General features: G+C 53.1%; 16 protein-coding genes. 9 read left to right on the forward strand and 7 right to left on the reverse strand.

The features are described from left to right. Positions 1-45: 45 nt before the first annotated feature. On the reverse strand, positions 46-1,134 hold the full coding sequence (locus tag JJQ72_RS05605; protein WP_208203028.1) for a M24 family metallopeptidase: 1,089 nt from the start codon (positions 1,132-1,134) through the stop codon (positions 46-48). Positions 1,135-1,281: 147 nt separating this feature from the next. Between JJQ72_RS05605 and JJQ72_RS05610 the strand changes: the two genes are divergently transcribed. The 4 genes from JJQ72_RS05610 to JJQ72_RS05625 all read left to right on the forward strand — a co-directional run bounded on the left by JJQ72_RS05610 (position 1,282) and on the right by JJQ72_RS05625 (position 5,038). After that, positions 1,282-1,782 carry a GNAT family N-acetyltransferase gene (locus tag JJQ72_RS05610; RefSeq protein WP_138226740.1) on the forward strand — a complete coding sequence of 167 codons (501 nt, stop codon included), beginning with the start codon at positions 1,282-1,284 and terminating at the stop codon, positions 1,780-1,782. 89 nt (positions 1,783-1,871) lie between these two features. Continuing rightward, positions 1,872-3,827: a DUF2207 domain-containing protein gene (locus JJQ72_RS05615; protein ID WP_208203029.1), complete on the forward strand. Its 1,956-nt coding sequence runs from the start codon at positions 1,872-1,874 to the stop codon at positions 3,825-3,827. A 25-nt stretch (positions 3,828-3,852) separates the two neighbouring features. Further along, positions 3,853-4,779, forward strand: a complete 927-nt coding sequence (locus JJQ72_RS05620; RefSeq protein ID WP_138227844.1) for an AEC family transporter — start codon at positions 3,853-3,855, stop codon at positions 4,777-4,779. Positions 4,780-4,870: 91 nt separating this feature from the next. Beyond that, positions 4,871-5,038 (forward strand): hypothetical protein, encoded by a 168-nt coding sequence (locus JJQ72_RS05625; protein ID WP_175415334.1) that lies wholly within the window; start codon positions 4,871-4,873, stop codon positions 5,036-5,038. Between the two features lie 153 nt (positions 5,039-5,191). Here JJQ72_RS05625 and speD read toward each other — a convergent pair whose 3' ends face one another. Next, positions 5,192-6,004 carry an adenosylmethionine decarboxylase gene (gene speD, locus JJQ72_RS05630; RefSeq protein ID WP_138226738.1) on the reverse strand — a complete coding sequence of 271 codons (813 nt, stop codon included), beginning with the start codon at positions 6,002-6,004 and terminating at the stop codon, positions 5,192-5,194. A gap of 305 nt (positions 6,005-6,309) precedes the next feature. Here speD and recQ point away from each other — a divergent pair, with 305 nt between their 5' ends. Together recQ and JJQ72_RS05640 are read left to right on the forward strand one after the other, a co-directional pair. Further along, the gene (gene recQ, locus JJQ72_RS05635) at positions 6,310-8,154 is read left to right on the forward strand and encodes a DNA helicase RecQ (RefSeq protein ID WP_208203176.1); all 1,845 of its coding nucleotides are present in this window, start codon (positions 6,310-6,312) and stop codon (positions 8,152-8,154) included. A 21-nt stretch (positions 8,155-8,175) separates the two neighbouring features. Beyond that, a complete protein-coding gene (locus tag JJQ72_RS05640; protein ID WP_208203030.1) occupies positions 8,176-10,002 on the forward strand; it encodes a B12-binding domain-containing radical SAM protein in 1,827 nt (608 codons plus the stop codon). A gap of 73 nt (positions 10,003-10,075) precedes the next feature. Here the strand turns inward: JJQ72_RS05640 and JJQ72_RS05645 are convergent, their stop codons facing one another. The 4 genes from JJQ72_RS05645 to mnmL all read right to left on the reverse strand — a co-directional run bounded on the left by JJQ72_RS05645 (position 10,076) and on the right by mnmL (position 13,669). Beyond that, entirely contained in the window at positions 10,076-11,035 is a 960-nt protein-coding gene (locus tag JJQ72_RS05645; protein WP_208203177.1) for an alpha/beta fold hydrolase, read from the reverse strand. A 75-nt stretch (positions 11,036-11,110) separates the two neighbouring features. Continuing rightward, complete coding sequence (locus JJQ72_RS05650) at positions 11,111-12,079, reverse strand: type I phosphomannose isomerase catalytic subunit (protein WP_208203031.1); 969 nt, start codon at positions 12,077-12,079, stop codon at positions 11,111-11,113. A gap of 43 nt (positions 12,080-12,122) precedes the next feature. Further along, positions 12,123-12,713 (reverse strand): tRNA 5-(aminomethyl)-2-thiouridylate-methyltransferase MnmM, encoded by a 591-nt coding sequence (mnmM, locus tag JJQ72_RS05655; protein WP_208203032.1) that lies wholly within the window; start codon positions 12,711-12,713, stop codon positions 12,123-12,125. Beyond that, complete coding sequence (gene mnmL, locus JJQ72_RS05660) at positions 12,713-13,669, reverse strand: tRNA modification radical SAM protein MnmL/YtqA (protein ID WP_208203033.1); 957 nt, start codon at positions 13,667-13,669, stop codon at positions 12,713-12,715. Before mnmL ends, mnmM begins: the two co-directional genes overlap by 1 nt. 226 nt (positions 13,670-13,895) lie before the next feature. Here mnmL and JJQ72_RS05665 point away from each other — a divergent pair, with 226 nt between their 5' ends. Beyond that, entirely contained in the window at positions 13,896-14,084 is a 189-nt protein-coding gene (locus JJQ72_RS05665) for a hypothetical protein (protein ID WP_138226732.1), read from the forward strand. Positions 14,085-14,271: 187 nt separating this feature from the next. After that, positions 14,272-14,985 carry a tRNA (guanosine(46)-N7)-methyltransferase TrmB gene (gene trmB, locus JJQ72_RS05670; RefSeq protein ID WP_208203034.1) on the forward strand — a complete coding sequence of 238 codons (714 nt, stop codon included), beginning with the start codon at positions 14,272-14,274 and terminating at the stop codon, positions 14,983-14,985. A 72-nt stretch (positions 14,986-15,057) separates the two neighbouring features. Here trmB and JJQ72_RS05675 read toward each other — a convergent pair whose 3' ends face one another. Then, positions 15,058-16,185 (reverse strand): MGDG synthase family glycosyltransferase, encoded by a 1,128-nt coding sequence (locus JJQ72_RS05675; protein ID WP_208203035.1) that lies wholly within the window; start codon positions 16,183-16,185, stop codon positions 15,058-15,060. A 644-nt stretch (positions 16,186-16,829) separates the two neighbouring features. On the opposite strand from JJQ72_RS05675, the gene JJQ72_RS05680 reads away from it, so the two are divergent. After that, the gene (locus JJQ72_RS05680) at positions 16,830-18,068 is read left to right on the forward strand and encodes a glycosyltransferase family 2 protein (RefSeq protein WP_138226729.1); all 1,239 of its coding nucleotides are present in this window, start codon (positions 16,830-16,832) and stop codon (positions 18,066-18,068) included. Positions 18,069-18,240 lie beyond the last annotated feature (172 nt).

The following is an 18,240-nucleotide window of genomic DNA, read 5'->3' on the forward strand; positions in this document are numbered from 1 at the left end:
GAGGATGTGCCTGTATCAATCCTGCGCGCTATTTGTGCAGTGGCCTTAGCCGAGCACGGTCAGCTCTTTGGGAAAAGTCGTTAGAATTTCAACCCCCTGCTCGGTGACCCATACATCGTCTTCGATGCGGACACCGCCGATCCCCGGGATATAAATGCCCGGCTCAATCGTGAACACAGCGCCCGGCTGCAGCAGCTCGTTGTTCAGGCCGTGGATGAAAGGCGCCTCATGCACATCCAGACCAAGGCCATGACCGAGGCGGTGAAGAAATGCTTCTCCGTATCCGGCTTGCTCAATGAGTGACCGTGCGGCCTGATCAATGGAGCCGTAAGAAACACCTGGCTTTACAGCAGCAATAGCAGAAAGGTTAGCGGCGAGAACGGTATCGTAGATGTGACGTGCCTCTGCCGAAAGGTGGCCAACGGCAAAGGTTCGGGTAATGTCGGAGGCATAGCCGCCGTAATACACGCCCAAATCAAACATCAGCAGATCGCCTTCTTGAATCTCACGCATTCCCGGAACGCCGTGCGGGAGGGCGGTATGACTGCCGGTAAGCACCATGGTGTCGAAGGAGGGAGCCTGGGCGCCGGATTTCTTCATGAGATATTCCAGCTCCGCAACAAGCTCCAGCTCCCGGACCCCCGGGCGTACAGATCTTAATCCCTCGGTAAGCACCTGCTCAACGATGCGGACTGCTTCTTTCATGATGCTGATCTCATGCGGCGACTTGACGGCTCTCATGTCCTGAAGCAGCGGACCGATATCGGCATAATGATGCGCTGAGAGCGTCTCCTGCAGCTGCTCAAAGCGGCTGAGCGTCATATGTGACTTCTCCAGTGCCAAGACACCGACCGGCGCCTCAAGCCGGCTCTTCAAAATGTCATACGGCTGATCGGTATCGCGATGTGTCAGAATGCAGATCCCCCCTGAGGCCGCAGCGGCGACATCCGCGTCCAGTGCAGGAAGAAGCAGGAACGGCTCGCACGACTGCTGCAGAACAAGTCCGAGGAATCGCTCATGGGGATCACTGGCATAACCTGTCAAATAATAGATATGTTTAGGATCTGTAAGGAGCACGGTATCCCACCCGTGTTGCTCCATTGTGGAAATGATATCCTTTAATTTTGGATTCATAGAAGTCTCCTTCTCCTGGAAATAGGGTCTGTATCCTTCAATAGCTTGCATTTTATCATACCATTCTCATAAAAAAATAAAGCATTTTTAATCCACCTCCGTTAAAATAAATATGTTGTGAGCTCATATTAACGGGGGAATTATTCAATGGCATCTTTATTCACGATTGAGTTTGCGGCCAAGGCCGATTTGCCGGCCATCGTCGACATCTATAATTCAACGATCGCCGGCCGGATGGTCACGGCGGATCTTAATCCAGTGACAGCCGAGAGCCGGCTGAGCTGGTTTGAGGAGCATGATCCGGCGCACCGTCCGCTTTGGGTCATGAAGGACGGCAGCCGGGTTGCGGCATGGATGAGCTTTCAGTCCTTCTACGGCCGGCCAGCTTATAATGCAACGGTAGAGGTAAGTATTTATGTACATGAGGATTACCGCGGGAGCGGGGCGGGCAGCCGCTTAATTGAGAAAGCGCTAGAGGAATGCCCGCGTCTTGAGGTGAGCAATCTGGTCGGCTTTGTATTCGGCCATAATGATCCCAGCCTGGGCCTGCTCCGCAAGTTCGGGTTTGAGCAATGGGGACTGCTTCCGGGTGTTGCAGAGCTGGATGGTATCAAGCGCGACCTCGTAATTGTCGGACGTAAAGTATAGAGCAGCTTCTCTTTGCCAAAAGACCGTCCGGAAATGTCGCATGCCACGGACGGTTTTTTGACTTTGGGACAAGGAGGAGGACCCATGACATGATGATAAGCCGGCGGATATACCGGTATATGCTCAGTGCAGCGCTGCTGCTCCTGGCTTTGTTCACCACGGCTTGTGATCACGAGCGGTCGTATTCCATGGAGCAAAGCGACGTTTATGCTTACGTGATGCCGGACGGGGATTTGTATGTGGAGGAAATACACACCTATCGTTTTAACGGTCCTTACAACAGGGTTACCCGCCATTTAGCGGTGGAGGAGCGCAGTCAGGTCGAGTTCTTTGAGGCGTATGAGCTGGAGTCGCATGAAAGAAGCTCGCTACCCTTGGATGAGCTGCCCCTTCTTGACTCAGGGTATGATGAGGAGAGTGGCTTCTTCTACGCGTCCAGCCCGTCCGAAGACGAAACCAGGCATTACTTTTACCGTTATCGGATCAGTCAGGTGGTGAAACGTACCAAGCAGGCTGCAGACCTCGATTGGAGCTTTTTTGAGCAGAATGACCAGGAGCTGAACCAGGTCAATATTGATGTTTTTTTGCCGGACCGGTTTACGGGGGTGGATGTACACACCTTCATCAAGGACCGAACCAGGGGCGGAGTCATGCATAAAAACCCCCATTCCGGAGCCTTTGTAAGAGTACACTATGACACCTTGTCGGAAATCGGCAATGCGCGGCTGCGGGTGCTGTTTCCGCAGGAGGTGGTAGTTGATGCGCCTTTTGCCAAGCAGAGTCTGTCTCTCCGTGCTACGCTGGCGGCCGAGCAGGAGCAGATGAAACGAAGAATCGAGCGGGAACAGCGGTTCGAAGGACTGCGGTGGGTGCTACTAGGATTGGGCGCTGCGGTCTGGGGGGGCGTTGTGCTGCTGTGGCTGGCGCCGCAGAAGGTGGCGGCCCGAAGAGCAGCGCAGCGGAAGGACCTGTCACTGGTGTGGACCCTGGATCCCAAGCAGGTAGCCTATATTTACCGCAGGGGCCGGCTGCAGGAACGGGATTTCATCTCCGGCCTGTTCTCACTGCACCAGCGCGGCCTGCTTCACATTTCGGAGGTCCAGGCCTCGCCAAGGCTGGCAAGCGATCCTTATGCACCGAAGGTCATGCTGCAATTCGAGCTGATCCCGGACTTGCCGGCGCTCAGTGAAGAAGATGTGCTCCTGATTGACTGGCTGTTTACAGAGCAGGAAGGGCGGAGGATATTTTATCTTGAGTCTATCACGGGACCGACTTCCACAGAGAAGCACAGCCGCAATGAGCTGGCAAACAAGCGTTATGCTGCTTTATGGAAGCTTACTCAGCGCAAGGTGATGGAATGGAGCAGCCAGCTTGCCTCCATGGAGGCATACCACCGGTTCGCAGCCCCATCGAGCATGTACAGGGTGGCGCTCATCGCTGCGGTCGCGGTGCACTTCACAATCGTAATTCTGATGAAGTATTTCGATGCGGCTCCATATTCTTCACTGCTGTGGACTACCTTAGTGCTTGGTGGTGCAGGGCTATGGGCTCTGCGTTCGCCACAGCCGAAATGGGTCATGCTGCTCTTTCTGGGATTGAGCATGCTCGGCGGCTATCAGGTTATGTATGGCGGACTGGCTGCGTATCATGCTATGGTGGTGCTGGGCACCGCCGCGGGGCTGCTCAGTATGCCAAAGAAAAGCTTAAGCAAGCAGGGACTGGAGATGTATTATCTCCTGCTTCGCTGGAAGGCGCAGCTGGATGCAGAGGCAGGGCCGCTTCAGGAAGAAGGGCCTAACCGGAAATTTGTATGGGAAATGGCTGTGCTGCTGGATGCCGGAGGGTGGCTTAGGAAGCAGGCCGAGCTTGATCAGCAGCTTGCAGGCACCCACCGGGACTTGGATGAGCATGCTGCCTTGTCAGCATGTCTGTATACACAGAGCCATCTGATGCCTCTAACGGCCTCTTCAGCAGCTACGGGAGCTCATAGCACTCATGCAGCCAGCAGCTCTGATGGCGGAAGCGCGGGAACAGGAGCGGATTAATGAATTTGAGGAGTTATATTGCAGCATGCTGACATCATTCTTAACTACGCTATATCATGTGTTTCTTCCGATCTCCCTGCCGGTGGTGGCAGGGGCTTTACTGAGATATTACAAGGGCTTGGCGACCAAGCCCTTGTCTGCAGTGTCGCTTTATATCATGAGTCCAGCACTGATCTTTGACACCCTGCTGCATGCCGAGATCACGACATCGGATGTGGCAGTGACGGCCGTCTTCTGCGTCGCCAATGTGGTGGTGCTATGGCTGCTCTGCTCCCTGCTCGGAAAGCTGCTGAAGCTGTCCCAGCCGGAGCAGGCAGGCCTTGCGCTGACGACCCTGTTCACGAACAGTGTCAATTACGGACTGCCCCTCGTGCTGCTGGCCTTCGGTCAGCTGGGACTGGATAAGGCCTCGGTTTATGTTATTATCCAGATTATTATTGTGAACACCTTTGGGGTATTTGTCGCCGCACGTTCCCATTTCTCCGCAGCGAAGGCGTTTCAATCGGTCTTCACGCTTCCTTCGATTTATGCAGCGGTGTGTGCGGTGCTGCTCCGGATGAGCGGAACCGTGCTGCCGGAGGCGCTGGATACCGGGGTGTCTATGCTGTCTGCGGCCTATGCGCCGTTAGCTTTGGTCATTCTGGGTGCACAGATGATGGGGGTAAAAGAAGGCAAGGAAACAGCCCTTGTCACACCCGCCGGGTTCTGGTCCGGCATGGCAATGCGGATGATCATTGGTCCGTTAACTGCCTGGGGGCTCCTGGTTCTGCTGCCGGTGGACCGTACGCTGTTTGCCGTGCTGCTCATCCTCTCTTCCATGCCTGCGGCTGTAAACGCGGTAATTCTGGCGGAGCAGTATGACGCGGCCCCGAAGCTCGTATCGCGGTGCATCCTGTGGACGACGCTGTCCTCCTTTATCCTGCTGCCCGTGCTGATTGGCGTCATGGGGTAGGATTGGTTCAAGCGCCTGCATAATGTGTAAGAATAAGCAAGCAGCTGCAAACCAGATCCTGGCTGACCAGGAGAAAAGGGAGGAATAGAAGATGGATTCCCGCCAGCGTCATGAAAATGTTGAAGTCGAAACCCGTAATGTTGAAGAACGAAACGATAACAGTATGGTAGCTTCCACGTTTATTAAATATGCTGCCTACCTTATTATTTTCTTCGGGCTGTTATACTTCCTGATCAATTACGTGTTTCCAATGTTTTAACATTATGACTTCACAACATACAGACAGCAAAAAAGACCGGGCCTCCCGGTCTTTTTTGCTGTCTGGGGACATGCTGCAAGCCCCATATACAAGCAAACGGCGCCTTTGCACTAGGGCAAGGCGCCGCACTATGAATACATATCCGTGCAGTCTTCAGGAACGCTCGATATTTTTGGCGTAGTAGATTTCATCCATCTCCAGCTTCAGCCGCTCGGTAATGGCTTCCTGCTCCTTGCGGGAGAGCTTGTCCTTCGTGTAGCCGAACAAATAGTTGTCCAGATCAAACTGCTTCAGCTTGCATTTGGTATGGAAAATATTTTCCTGATACACATTGACGTCAATCATATCGTATAATTCCTGGGCCTCGTCGGGAATGTAATTCTGGATGGAGCTGATATCATGGTCGATGAACAGCTTCTGGCCGTTAATATCGCGCGTAAAGCCTCGAATTCGGTAATCAATGGTCATGATGTCCGTGTCAAAGGAATGAATCAAATAGTTCAGTGCTTTTAGCGGAGATATTTCTCCACAAGTGGACACGTCGATATCTGCCCGAAACGTGCTGATTCCTTCATGCGGATGGTACTCCGGGTAGGTATGCACCGTAATATGGCTTTTGTCCAGCTGGAGAACGACATTGTCGGGCAGCGGCCCCGGTGATTCCTCATAGGATTCGTTCGGCACCTCTACAATCGGACCCTCGGACACGAGGACCGTTACGCTCGCACCCTGCGGCACATAATCCTGCTTGGCGACATTCAGCACATGGGCGCCGATAATATCAGAGACGTGGGTCAGGATTTTGGTCAAGCGGTCGGCATTGTACTGCTCGTCAATATATTCAATGTATGCCTCGCGTTCTTCTTTCGTCTTCGTATAGCAAATATCGTACATGTTAAAGCTCAGTGATTTCGTCAGGTTGTTAAACCCGTGTAGCGTAATACGTTCATCGGAAACAGGTTTCATAGCATTTTCCCCTTTAACATCGAGTTTGTAAGGTAGGTTTTCCAGGAACCCTGGTTCTTAATCCTTTGGGCAGACAGACTATGTCTTTGTTTTACCCGTTTCGAAGACGTTTTTAACCGTTCTGACCATGATCCGGGATCACAGGGGGAAAAGCAGTGCTCCTTCGTGGTTGCCCATCCTGCCAAAGCCCGGTAAAATTAGAGAGGAATAGGGAGCGCTGTAAAGCCCGGAGCATCCCGTGATCACGCAGCAAGAGAGGATGTCTCCTAGGGGCTTAAAGGTGAACAGAAGGAGTTTTATCATTGATCCATAAACAATCTATTGATTTTCATACAGCGAAGGAGTATCTGCAGAAATATTACGGGTATCCTGATTTTCGTGAAGGCCAGAAGAAGATTGTCGCCAGCCTGCTGGAAGGCAGTGACACGCTCGGCATTATGCCGACCGGAGGCGGCAAGTCCATCTGCTATCAGATTCCGGCGCTTATTTATCAGGGCCTGACTCTCGTGGTATCGCCGCTCATTTCCCTGATGAAGGATCAGGTGGATGCGCTGCAAAGCGCCGGCATTGCTGCAGCATATATCAATAGCACATTGAGCGGCCGTGAGGTTAACGACCGGATCCGTGCAGCCAAGGCAAGAGAGCTGAAGCTGCTCTATGTAGCTCCGGAGCGGCTGGAGCTGGACTGGTTCCGCGAGGAAATGGGGAGCCTGGACATCTCCTGTGTAGCGGTGGACGAAGCTCACTGTGTATCTCAATGGGGCCATGATTTCCGGACAAGCTATTTGTCTGTGGCACCGTTCGTGCGGGGACTGCCAAGACGTCCCATTGTCGCCGCATTTACCGCGACCGCAACACCGGAGGTCATGGAGGACATTCAGCGACTGCTGCAGCTTCAGACTCCGCAGGTATTCGTTACCGGACTTGGTCGGGACAACCTGCATATGTCCGTTCTCCGCGGTGAGAGCAAGAAGGAGTTCGTGCTGGATTATGCGGCCTCGCATGCTCATGAGTCGGGCATTGTATATGCCGCAACCCGCAAAGAGGTCGATGATCTATGTCAGCGGCTTCAGCTGAAAGGCTTGGCCGCAGGACGGTATCATGCAGGGATGAGCGATGACGAGCGGGCGTCGAGCCAGGAAGCGTTTCTGTATGACGACATTCGCGTGATTGTCGCTACGAATGCATTCGGCATGGGGATTGATAAATCTAACGTCCGCTATGTCATTCACTACAATATGCCCAAGAACATGGAGTCCTACATTCAAGAGGCAGGCCGCGCGGGCCGGGACGGAGAGCCGAGCCAGTGCATCCTGCTGTTTAGCGCCCAGGACATTATGACCCAAAAATTTCTGATCGAGCAGAATCCCCAGGATGGGGAGCGCAAGCATAATGAATACCGCAAGCTGCAGCAGATGATCGATTATTGCTACACGACCCGCTGCCTGCGCAGCGCGATGCTGGATTACTTCGGAGAAGAGCACGGCGACGAGCGCTGCGGCACATGCAGCTCCTGCACGGATGATCGCGAGCTTGTTGATATTACGGTGGATGCGCAGAAGATTTTTTCTTGTATCCACAGAATGCGCGAGCGCTTCGGGGTGTCGATGATTGCCTCCGTGCTGAAGGGCTCCCGTGCCAAAAAGCTGCTGGAGTACGGCTTTGACCGCCTGCCTACCTACGGCGTTATGAATGGCCGGACAGAGAAGGAGATTGCCGAAAGTATCAATGTACTGATCTCGGAAGGCTATCTGGCCCTCTCGGAAGGCCAGTATCCGGTCGTGAGGCTGCAGAGCCTTGCCGCTGAGGTGCTGCGCGGACAGCGCGAGGTTACGCAGCGGGTGCCGCGGCCATCCAAGGCCGTCTCCCAGCGCCGGAGCGCGAGGGATACCTCTCCGTCTGCTGTGAACGAGACGGTGTTCGAGCAGCTGCGCCTGATCCGGCGGGAGCTGGCGAGTCGGGAGCATGTTCCCTCTTATATTATTTTTAATGATGCTACGCTGCGCGAGATGAGCGTAATTTGTCCCCAGACGGAGCAGGATATGCTCCAGGTCAAAGGGGTCGGAGAAGTGAAATACCGGAAATACGGCCTGCCATTCCTGCAGTTTTTTCAAAGCCAGGGGGCAGACGGCGGTTCGGATGAATACTAAATTAAAGTTAGGTCGTGAAGCATGAAAGTCATCCTGTCTACATTAAACGCAAAATACATCCATACCTCCCTGGCGATTCGCTGCCTGAAGGCGTACAGCGAGCATGACTTTGACATTGAGCTGGCAGAGTATACGATCAAGGATCCGGTGATGAATATCGTCTCCGATCTGTTTCAGCGCCGGCCGGCAGTGGTGGGCTTCTCCTGCTATATCTGGAATATTGAAGAGACGATCAAGGTTATTGATATTCTCAAAAAAGTAATGCCGGAGGTGACCATCGTCCTCGGCGGTCCGGAGGTGTCCTACGATACCGGGTATTGGATGGAGCGGCTCGTCAACGTTGATTTTATCGTCATGGGCGAAGGGGAAGAGACGCTGCACCATCTGCTGAAGACGATCGAGGGAGATCAGAAGTATCATTTCGTGTACGGGATTGCATACCGCAAGGGGAGTGAGACGGTCATCAATCCTCCGCGCCCGAAGGCGGAGCTCAAGGATTTACCCTCGCCGCACCGGTTTCAAGAGGATGTTCCGCATCTGGCAAACCGTGTCGTGTATTTCGAGACAAGCCGGGGCTGTCCCTTTAACTGCCAGTTCTGCCTGTCCAGTATTGAGGTGGGCGTGCGCTACTATGATATTGAGCGGACCAAGGCGGACATTCTGTATCTGATTGACCAAGGGGCCAAGCTCATCAAATTTGTGGATCGGACCTTTAACATCAAGCGGGACTATGCACTGGATATGTTCGCGTTTCTGATTGAGAATCATCAGGGCTGTGTGTTTCAATTTGAGATTACTGCTGATATTATGCGGCCGGAGGTGCTGGATTATTTGGCCGAGCATGCACCGCCGGGAATCTTCCGCTTCGAGATCGGGGTACAGTCCACGAATGACCCGACGAATGAGCTGGTGAAGCGCAGACAGAATTTCTCCAAGCTGACCCGCACGGTAACCAAAATCAAAGAAAGCGGCAAGATTGACCAGCATCTGGATCTCATTGCCGGCCTGCCGCTGGAGGATTACGATACGTTCCGCAAAACGTTTAATGACGTATTCGCATTGGGGCCGGAGGAGCTGCAGCTCGGCTTCCTGAAAATGCTTCGCGGTACAGGGCTGCGAATTGATGCAGCCAAATACAATTACACGTACATGGACCATGCGCCGTATGAGATGCTGAGCAGCGATGTGATGCCCTTCACCGATATTGTCCGTCTGAAGCGGCTGGAGGACGTGCTGGAGAAGTATTGGAATGCCCACCGGATGGACCATACCTTAAACTATCTAATGACCCACAGCTTTCCGTCCCCCTTCGACTTCTTCCAGGCCTTTGGAGACTACTGGGAGGGGCAGGGCTGGCAGAAGATCGGTCATCAGCTGGAGGATCTGTTCACTCGGCTGAACGCCTTCCTGCTGGAGCGGGGCACGCCGCAAATGGATGTCATTCAGGGACTGATGAAGCTCGATTATTTCCTGGGTCATAAATATAAGCCGCGCAAAATCTGGTGGGACTTCACGCAGAATAAAGACGAGTGGACTTCACTGGTCAAAAAGGCTGTCGAGCGGGCTCAGGACTTTACTGGCGACTTCGCACAATTAGGCATTGGAGAGCGGGAGCTGCAGAAGCATGCGATGATCGAGGTGCTGCCTTTCGACCTGGAAGAAGTGGTGGCGAAGCGCGGCCTGGCAGAAGCAGAAGTGCTGGATGCAGCAGGCGGGTCAGGGAATGCGGCTGCTTCCGCGGCCTTTAGCAGGGATCATTCTTCTCAGGCCACGCTGCTGGTTGTGCTGTATCAGCAGCACACGCCGGACGGGAAGCCCCGGTATTTTACCGCCAAGCTGGAACGGTAAGAAATCTAAAGCATTACAGAACCCAAAACGTCCGGAAATCACTCATAAGAGTGGCTTCCGGACGTTTTTTAGGTTACATCAGAGGCGCGGGATTCAAAGGCTCTTCACACTGCACATGGCTGTCCAGCCAGTGGAGCACATCTCCCTCGACCTCCCGCCGATTGGTCTCATGCAGCATTTCATGCCTGCCGCCGGGATACAAGCGGTATTCCAGCTGCTGTACCCCGCGCTCCCGATACATCTGGATCAGGTTCCGTACTCCCTTGCCCCGCATCCCGACGGGATCGTCCTCCCCGGAGAAAATATAAATCGGCCTGTTCTTCACAAGCCCCTTCAGCAGCTTCGGCTGGTGAATCTCACGCAGCAGTGAGAAGAACTCCATGAAGAAGCGGGTGGAGCAGATCTGGCCGCAGTACGGGTCCTCAACATATCGACGTACCTCTTCTTCATCCCGAGAGAGCCAGTCAAAGGCGGTTCGGATGGGGCCGAGGCCTTTGCTGTAGGGTCCGAACACGATCGTGTTCAGAAGCAGGCTGCGGTGCATTTGTCCCTGAAGCCGTAATTGCAGTGCGGCAAGGGTCTGCCCGAATGACAATAGACCGCGGGGACCGTTCGAGCCTGATAGAAGGTAGCCGTCATAGGCAGTCCCTTCGGTACACATGATTTTTTGGATAAGGAAGGACCCCATACTGTGTCCCAGCATAAAGAGCGGAAGCTCCCCATATTGCTTCCGAATGATGCCTTGCAGCAGCAGCAGATCGGCGATCATGCCGTTGAAGCCGTTCTCCCCGGCATCACCTAGCCGATCGATCTGACCCGCAGTGCGGCCATGGCCGCGGTGGTCATTGGCATACACCGCATAGCCGTTTGAGCTCAGCAGAGCGGCGAGTTCAGCATAACGATCACTGGTCTCGCACATACCATGGGCAATTTGAAGCACAGCCTTGACAGGGACTCCGGCCGGCGGGGTCCACCGTTGTACGAAAATGTCCATGCCGGCATCGTTCAGCATGGTGAAGCTTTCGTGCTGCATCACTCAGCCACCTCCACATGCGTTGTCCTGGTTTGAAGCAAAGCGGTTATGAATCTGATGACATCATAAAATGGCTTAAGGCAGGTAGGAGCGGAGCACCACTGCATGGCCTTCAAGAGAGTAGGATCCCAGATTCGCTGGAAGCAGGAAGCATTGGCCGGAAGTGAACTTCTGGGAGCCGCCTTCCCATGTCAGGGTGCCTTCCCCTTCACAGGTTACAAGAATCGTAAAGCTGTCTTGGGTAGTGCCGAGACTCCATTCTCCCTCCACGATGCCCTTCTCCACGACAAAATAAGGAGAGGCAGCCAGCTGAAGCCACTGGCCCGGTACTGCCTGGTCTGTGCTCATTGTTGTCGCACCGGAGCCTTCATAAGCAGTTACATTCAGGGAATCCTCCACATGCAGCTCCCGCGGCTTGCCGTCGAGGCCTGGACGGTTATAATCATAAATCCGGTACGTTGTGTCGGAGTTTTGCTGGATTTCAGCAACGACAACACCCGCACAAAGAGCATGAACGGTACCGGCAGGGATGTAGAAGGTGTCACCCGCCTTAACAGGGACCTCCTGCAGAGAATCCATGACGGTGCCGTTCTCCAGAGCCGTCTTTAAATCCTCGCGCTTCACGCCTTCCTTCAAGCCGTAGATGATCTTGGCATCGGGCTTGGCGTCAAGCACATACCACATTTCAGTCTTGCCGAGCTCTCCTTGAGGCAGTCCTGCATAATCATCTGTAGGGTGTACCTGAACGGACAAATCATCGTTGCAGTCCAGCAGCTTGATCAGCAGGGGGAAACGGCCGTTCTTCTCAGAGAAGCCTTTATTTCCGAACCATTCCCGGCCCATTTGTTCCCGGATCTGGTCCAGTCCGGTTCCGGCGAGCTCGCCGTTCGCAACCGTCGTAGTGCCGTTGGGATGATCGGCGATCATCCAGCCTTCGCCGATTTGTCCTTCCGGAAGGTTAAGGCCGAACTGCTCCAGGGCACGTCCGCCCCAGACGCGTTCCTTGAATTCGGGCTGAAATAATAGCGGATACGGTTTTGTCATGATGTAATCATCTGCCTTTCACGTGTTTTTTGGATTCAATCTATCATAACGGCTTTTTTCGTTCCAGTGCAATAAGATAAGGCGCATCATCCCGCTGCAGCCCGCGGTACAAAATACACTGCGCGGTAAGCGGTGGAACGCCGGCGCACCAGGCCTCTACAGCAGCAGCTTCCTCTCTGCCGCCTTCATGGCCGGGATAGAGGACAATGGTCATGATGCCGCCTGGCGCCAGCAGCTCAAGGCCCGCCTCCAGTGCGGGCAGTGTGCTTGAAGGTGAGGTGATTAATGCCTTGTCAGCCCCCTCTGCCGGCAAATAGCCCAGGTTGAACATGATCGCAGACACCTTGCCGCGGCAGGAGGGAGGCAGCAGCTCCAGCATGGCATGGTGGCTGCCCAGCACAAGCTCCACCTCGGCAAGTTTCTTTGAAGCCGCTCGCTCCAGGCGTTCCCGGGTTAATTGCAGCGCCTGCTCCTGGATATCCAGCGCATAGACCTTGCCCCTGCTTCCAGCCTTCTCCGCAAGAAAAAGGGTATCTGCGCCTGTTCCGGCGGTGCCGTCCACGGCGATGCCCCCGGCAGAGAGGCGATCGGTTACCAGCTTGTGCGCAAAGCTCAGCACAGATAGAAATCCCATCAGCCCAGCTCCTTCCATAGCTTGCCCTGCCATGTATTACGGCGCTTCAGCTCGGCATCAATGCCGTTTAGAACTTCCCATTTGCGTCTGCTCCACATGGGACCGATCAGCAGGTCGCGAGGAGCATCGCCGGTCAGCCGGTGGACAATCATCTCCGGCGGAAGAAATTCCAGTGTGTCTGCAATAAGCCCGATATATTCATCCTGCTCCAGAAAACGGAGCAACCCCGCCTCATACTGCTTGACCATAGGGGTCTTGCGCATCAGATGCAGCAGGTGGATTTTGATGCCCTGAACGTCCATCCCTGCAACCGCGCGGCCAGTGGACAGCATCATCTCATGATCCTCCTGTGGCAGGCCGTAAATAATATGGGAGCAGATCCGGATATTGTGCCTGCGCAGCTTTTCTACGGCCTCATAATAACATTGTGTATCGTGGGCGCGGTTGATCAGCTGGGAGGTGGATTCATGTATCGTCTGCAGACCCATTTCTACCCATAGATAGGTACGCTCGTTCAGCTCAGCGAGGTATTCCAGGACATCATCCGGCAAACAATCTGGCCGAGTAGCAATCGACAGCCCGACGACACCCGGCTGCTTTAGAATGGTTTCGAAATACACTCGCAGCTCTTCTACGGGAGCGTAAGTATTCGTATAGGCCTGGAAATAGCCGATATACTTGGCGTGCGGCCATTTCTGGTGCTGCCGGTCGCGGATGGTGTTGAATTGTGTCACCAGGTCATCGCGGCGGCTGCCAGCGAAGTCACCGGAGCCCCTTGCGCTGCAGAACGTGCAGCCGCCCTTGGCGATCGTGCCGTCACGATTCGGGCAGGTAAAGCCGGCGTCCAGTGTCACCTTGAACACTTTTTCCTGGAACACCTCCCGCATTTCTGCATTCCAGGTATGAAATCGTTTGTCGCCCCACAGCAGGGGAGCTTCATGAGTGGATGTCAGCATAGGATCTCCTTTATATATGATCGTACCCATTGTAACAAATAGTTGTCACTTGATCATTTCATTTGCCATTTGATATATTTTAGAAAGAGTACTGTACGACAAAGTTTCAGCAGCTTGACTCATGGGTATAATATTAGCAGGACGTGAAATTTTTTCTTCAGGATTATCTCATAAGTGTAGAGTTTGGTGGATATACTGATCTACATCTACAGAAGAGGTGATTAGAATGAATTCATCGTCAACCAGCAGTACCAGCAAGGACAAAATCTCTGTGGAACTAACTCCGGAGGAAGCACTAGCCCTGACCGGTGTGGAGTTTAACGGTAACCCGAAGGTCAAATCAAGCGCCCAGCGCAAGATCAGGGATGCATTTGAGAAAACCTTTGAATTTGCCCCTTCTCATCCGTCACATTAACCACAGACTGACATTCGCGGAACCCCAATTCCAAATATATTGAGGGAGGAGCCTTTTTCTCTGCAAAGAGAGAGGGGTCCTCTTTCTTTTTGTCCCAAAGTTGGAGGCAGCTCTTTACTTTTGAGGTCAAGTTCGGCACAATATCACAAGGTTCGTAATTTTATAGCAATAGGGTCGGAGGTATATTATGCGTTTACGGGGACGAAAAGGGATCCGGGAAAGCCTGGAGGAGCAGCAGGATATTGTTGTTCTGAATCCCAAGGAATATAAAGGAAAATGGTCGTCGCTATTTGGCAATGATCGGCCGATTCATGTCGAATTCGGGATGGGCAAGGGTCAGTTTATCAGTCAGATGAGCTACCGCAATCAGGAGATTAATTTCATTGGCGTGGATATGTATGATGAGCTTATTCGCCGTGCCAGTGAGAAAGGACGCCTCGCGTGGGCGGAGGAAGAGGTAGATTCTCCTCCTAATCTGCAGCTGGCGCTGATGAATATTGAGAACGTCGAGGATGTGTTTGAAGAAGGCGAGCTGGAGCGAATTTATTTGAACTTTAGTGATCCGTGGCCCAAGAAGAAGCATGGCCGCCGCCGCTTGACGCATCCAAGATTTCTGGATAAATATGTCCGCATTCTGAATGAGCGCGGAGAGATCCACTTCAAGACGGATTCAGTCAGCCTTTTTCAATTTTCGCTGAATGCATTTGCCGATTACGGACTGCAAATGACCAACATTTCGCTGGATTTGCATGCGGAAGGGCCGAACGAGGAGTTTGTCATGACGGAGTATGAGTCGAAGTTCTACTCGCAGGGCATGAACATTCATCGCTGTGAGGCGATCGTAGGACAGGAAGCGCTGGAGCGTTACCGGAAGCAGCGTCTTTCGAAATACGGCGTCTAGCCTAAGCGGAGAGAGGCTTGCTCACCATACGTGGTGGGGAGTCTCTTTTTTATTTTATGGGAACAGCCTGTCTCAGTGCTGGACAGGCTGTTCCTGAAGCATTTCCAAGATGCTGAGTGCGCTTTGCTTCGGAAAATATTTCTCGGTATTGGCAAGGTTCTTCTGCCGTTCCTGCACGACGTCGTCGTAATGCTCCACTAAACGGTGCATCCAGCGTCCCAGCACCTCTAGAGAATCAATGGGCTCTCCCAGGCCCTGTGCCGTAAAGTACTGAAAATTCTCCTCCTCCTGACCCGGCAGCGGGTGATGAAACAGCATGGGAATGCCTTTGGCCAGTCCCTCCGTGCATGTCATGCCGCCGGGCTTCGTAATGAGCAGGTCAGACACCTCCATCAGCCGGTCCACTTCCTTGGTAAAGCCAAGGATATGAATATGAGGATGACCGTAGCGGTCCTGTGCCTCCATTTCGCGGCGTGCCTCCTCATTGCTGCCGAAGCAGAAGATGATCTGGACCTGATCCTTCCAGCGAGCCAGATATTCATGGACCACCTGATCCTTCATCATCCCCCATCCGCCGCCCATAACCAGGATCGCCGGGAGGTCGGACAGCCCGAACTCCCGGCGAATTTCATCTTTGCTATGGCGTTTCCAGAAGTCCGGATGGACGGGAATGCCTGTAACCTGAATTTTGGCCCGGGACACGCCTCTGCTCCGCAGCTTCCGCTTGACCTCCGGTGTAGAGACAAAGTATCGGTCTACCTCCGGGCTGATCCACGTGTCATGAGCATCGTAATCCGTAATCACAGTGCACAGCGGGACACGGGCGCCCAGGCGCTTGAGCCTGGCAATGACGGCATTGGGAATGAAGTGTGTGCAGACGATCAGATCCGGGTTCAGCTGCTGCACGACGTCCTGGGTGCTCGTATAAAAAATCCGGTGCAGCGCGAGAGACGTAAAGCGGTTGAAGGATTTCTGATGACGGTACATATATCCGATCAGGCGAGGCTTTGAAATCAAGGTTTTGCGGTATGCTGAAATGATGAGCGGAGCCATCTTCGGGTTCAAGAAGCTGCCGAGCTCCAGCACCTTAGTTTGAACGTCCGGTGCGCATTGGCGCAGACTGCTTGCAAGCGCATGAGCAGCCTGGGTATGGCCGGCGCCAAAGCCCTCGGACAATAGCAGGACTCTTTTTTGTGCCACGTTTCGTCACCTGTTCCTGATGCAATTTTTGTAATCCTAACATAATGTGTTCTGTTGAGGAAAGCAAACCAATGCTGCTATGCGCGCTGCCTGATTGACGCTATAGGTGACAGGGTGCAGTCCCGGGTTCATAGGTCTGCCGTTCCCAAAGCTTACCTGCCAAGAAGGGTCTAAGGCCTTTTGACTGCCTCCGAAAGGATCGCTACAATTAGAGCTGCGTGATTCAAAAGATGGCAAGACAGGTTATTAAAACCTGAACATGAACGCAAACCTTTTGGGTCTTTTTAGCGTTAAAGAAATGGGGCGGACAACAAGTTCAGGAAAAAAATGAACGCGGCATGAAATAAAAAGCATGAAAACGGATGAAAATAGAAATTAAAGCGTGCTGAGGAAGAGCCTGCTGGCATGAAGCTCGGCGGGAAAGCTCTTTTTAACAGAAAATCTCACGAATTAGAGCTTCTGGCGCTTTTGACAAACGCACGTAAAGGATGGAAAATCGAAATGACGTGCAGAGCTTGATACAATACAAAGAACCCAAGCTTTTTACGTCAGCTTCTCCGGCACCACAAAGGGTCATGCAGCTTTACAATCATCAGAGAGAAAAAAACATTCTCAGGGTAGAAAAAAGGGGGTAGCGGGGAATCATGACAGACGCCATTTTTATCGCACTGCAGGTCTTGCTGGCTGCGATTGGTGTGTACCAGTTTGTATTCTCTATATTTGGGATGTACACCAAAAAGAAAAAGAAGCATTTTGAACCGAGAAAATCGTTCGCCGTCCTGGTGGCCGCTCATAACGAGGAGCAGGTCGTCGGTGCACTGATGGAGAACCTGAAGCAGTTGAATTATCCGAGGGAGCTCTACGAGGTATTCGTCATTTGCGATAACTGCACAGACCGTACCGCAGACATCGTCCGAGAGCATGGCATGCATGCTTGCGTACGTACGAACCAGAACCTGCGCGGCAAAGGGTATGCGATTGAGTGGATGCTGAAGGAATTGTGGGCTATGCCGCGGCAGTTTGACGCCGTTGTCATGTTTGATGCCGACAATCTGGCTCATCCAGATTTTCTGAAGGAAATGAATGACGATTTGTGCTCCGGCGCGAAGGTCATTCAAGGCTACATTGATACCAAGAATCCGGAGGATTCCTGGATTACTGCGGCTTACGGAGTATCCTACTGGTATATTAACCGTCTGTGGCAAAATTCCCGCCATAATCTGAATATGGCGAATTTCCTGGGCGGCACGGGCATGTGCTTCGAAACCAACCTGCTGAAGGAAATCGGCTGGGGTGCAACGAGCCTGGTAGAGGACCTGGAGTTTACGATGCGCAGCGTGATGCGGGGCATTCATCCGAAGTTCAACTATCATGCCAAGGTGTTTGACGAGAAGCCGCTCACATTTAAGGCTTCTGCCAGACAGCGCCTGAGATGGATGCAAGGTCATTTCACCGTAGCAAGAAGATATTTCTTCCCGCTCCTGTGGCGCGCACTGAAGGAACGCAGCATTGTGAAGCTGGATCTGGCGCTCTATGGAGCGAACGTATATATTGTACTGCTCACCTTTATCCTGACAGCCGTGCTTTGGGCAGATGCAGCCTTTTTCGACGGTCCGAACATCGCGAATCTGTATGGACAGCTTCCAGTGTGGCTGAGCTTTACCGCAATCGCGGCGAATGTGCTCACCTTCCTGACGGCTATGATTCTGGAGAAGGTTACCTTCAAGAAGGTATATGCTTATCTGGTGCTCTTCCCGGTGTATCTGCTGTCGTGGTATCCAATCACGGTGTATGCGTTCTTCACGCAGAACAATAAGCAGTGGAGCCATACTCAGCATACCCGGGTAGTACGCCTGGAGGAAGTGCAGAGCAAGCAGGGGTAAGCTCAGTATTGAAAAAGGTTGACAGGGTTATGTTCTCTGTGATACACTCATTGGGTGTCTTGAACAGAATACTGATTGCAAGCAGAAGCGCCGCTTCTCACCTGATCGACTCCTGTCGGCTGGTATGATCACGAACCCTAACGAACATTTACGTTCATGTTAAGATTGTGTA

Source organism: Paenibacillus sp. F411, assembly GCF_017582705.1.
GTDB lineage: Bacteria > Bacillota > Bacilli > Paenibacillales > Paenibacillaceae > Paenibacillus_AQ > Paenibacillus_AQ algicola.

Coding starts and splice junctions, on each gene's coding strand:
- JJQ72_RS05650 (WP_208203031.1), bottom strand. CDS start 12,079: ATGACAAAACCGTATCCGCTATTATTTCAGCCCGAATTCAAGGAACGC.
- JJQ72_RS05605 (WP_208203028.1), bottom strand. CDS start 1,134: ATGAATCCAAAATTAAAGGATATCATTTCCACAATGGAGCAACACGGG.
- speD (WP_138226738.1), bottom strand. CDS start 6,004: ATGAAACCTGTTTCCGATGAACGTATTACGCTACACGGGTTTAACAAC.
- JJQ72_RS05615 (WP_208203029.1), top strand. CDS start 1,872: ATGATGATAAGCCGGCGGATATACCGGTATATGCTCAGTGCAGCGCTG.
- JJQ72_RS05610 (WP_138226740.1), top strand. CDS start 1,282: ATGGCATCTTTATTCACGATTGAGTTTGCGGCCAAGGCCGATTTGCCG.
- JJQ72_RS05665 (WP_138226732.1), top strand. CDS start 13,896: ATGAATTCATCGTCAACCAGCAGTACCAGCAAGGACAAAATCTCTGTG.
- JJQ72_RS05620 (WP_138227844.1), top strand. CDS start 3,853: ATGCTGACATCATTCTTAACTACGCTATATCATGTGTTTCTTCCGATC.
- JJQ72_RS05625 (WP_175415334.1), top strand. CDS start 4,871: ATGGATTCCCGCCAGCGTCATGAAAATGTTGAAGTCGAAACCCGTAAT.
- JJQ72_RS05640 (WP_208203030.1), top strand. CDS start 8,176: ATGAAAGTCATCCTGTCTACATTAAACGCAAAATACATCCATACCTCC.
- JJQ72_RS05645 (WP_208203177.1), bottom strand. CDS start 11,035: ATGCAGCACGAAAGCTTCACCATGCTGAACGATGCCGGCATGGACATT.
- JJQ72_RS05680 (WP_138226729.1), top strand. CDS start 16,830: ATGACAGACGCCATTTTTATCGCACTGCAGGTCTTGCTGGCTGCGATT.
- mnmL (WP_208203033.1), bottom strand. CDS start 13,669: ATGCTGACATCCACTCATGAAGCTCCCCTGCTGTGGGGCGACAAACGA.
- trmB (WP_208203034.1), top strand. CDS start 14,272: ATGCGTTTACGGGGACGAAAAGGGATCCGGGAAAGCCTGGAGGAGCAG.
- mnmM (WP_208203032.1), bottom strand. CDS start 12,713: ATGGGATTTCTATCTGTGCTGAGCTTTGCGCACAAGCTGGTAACCGAT.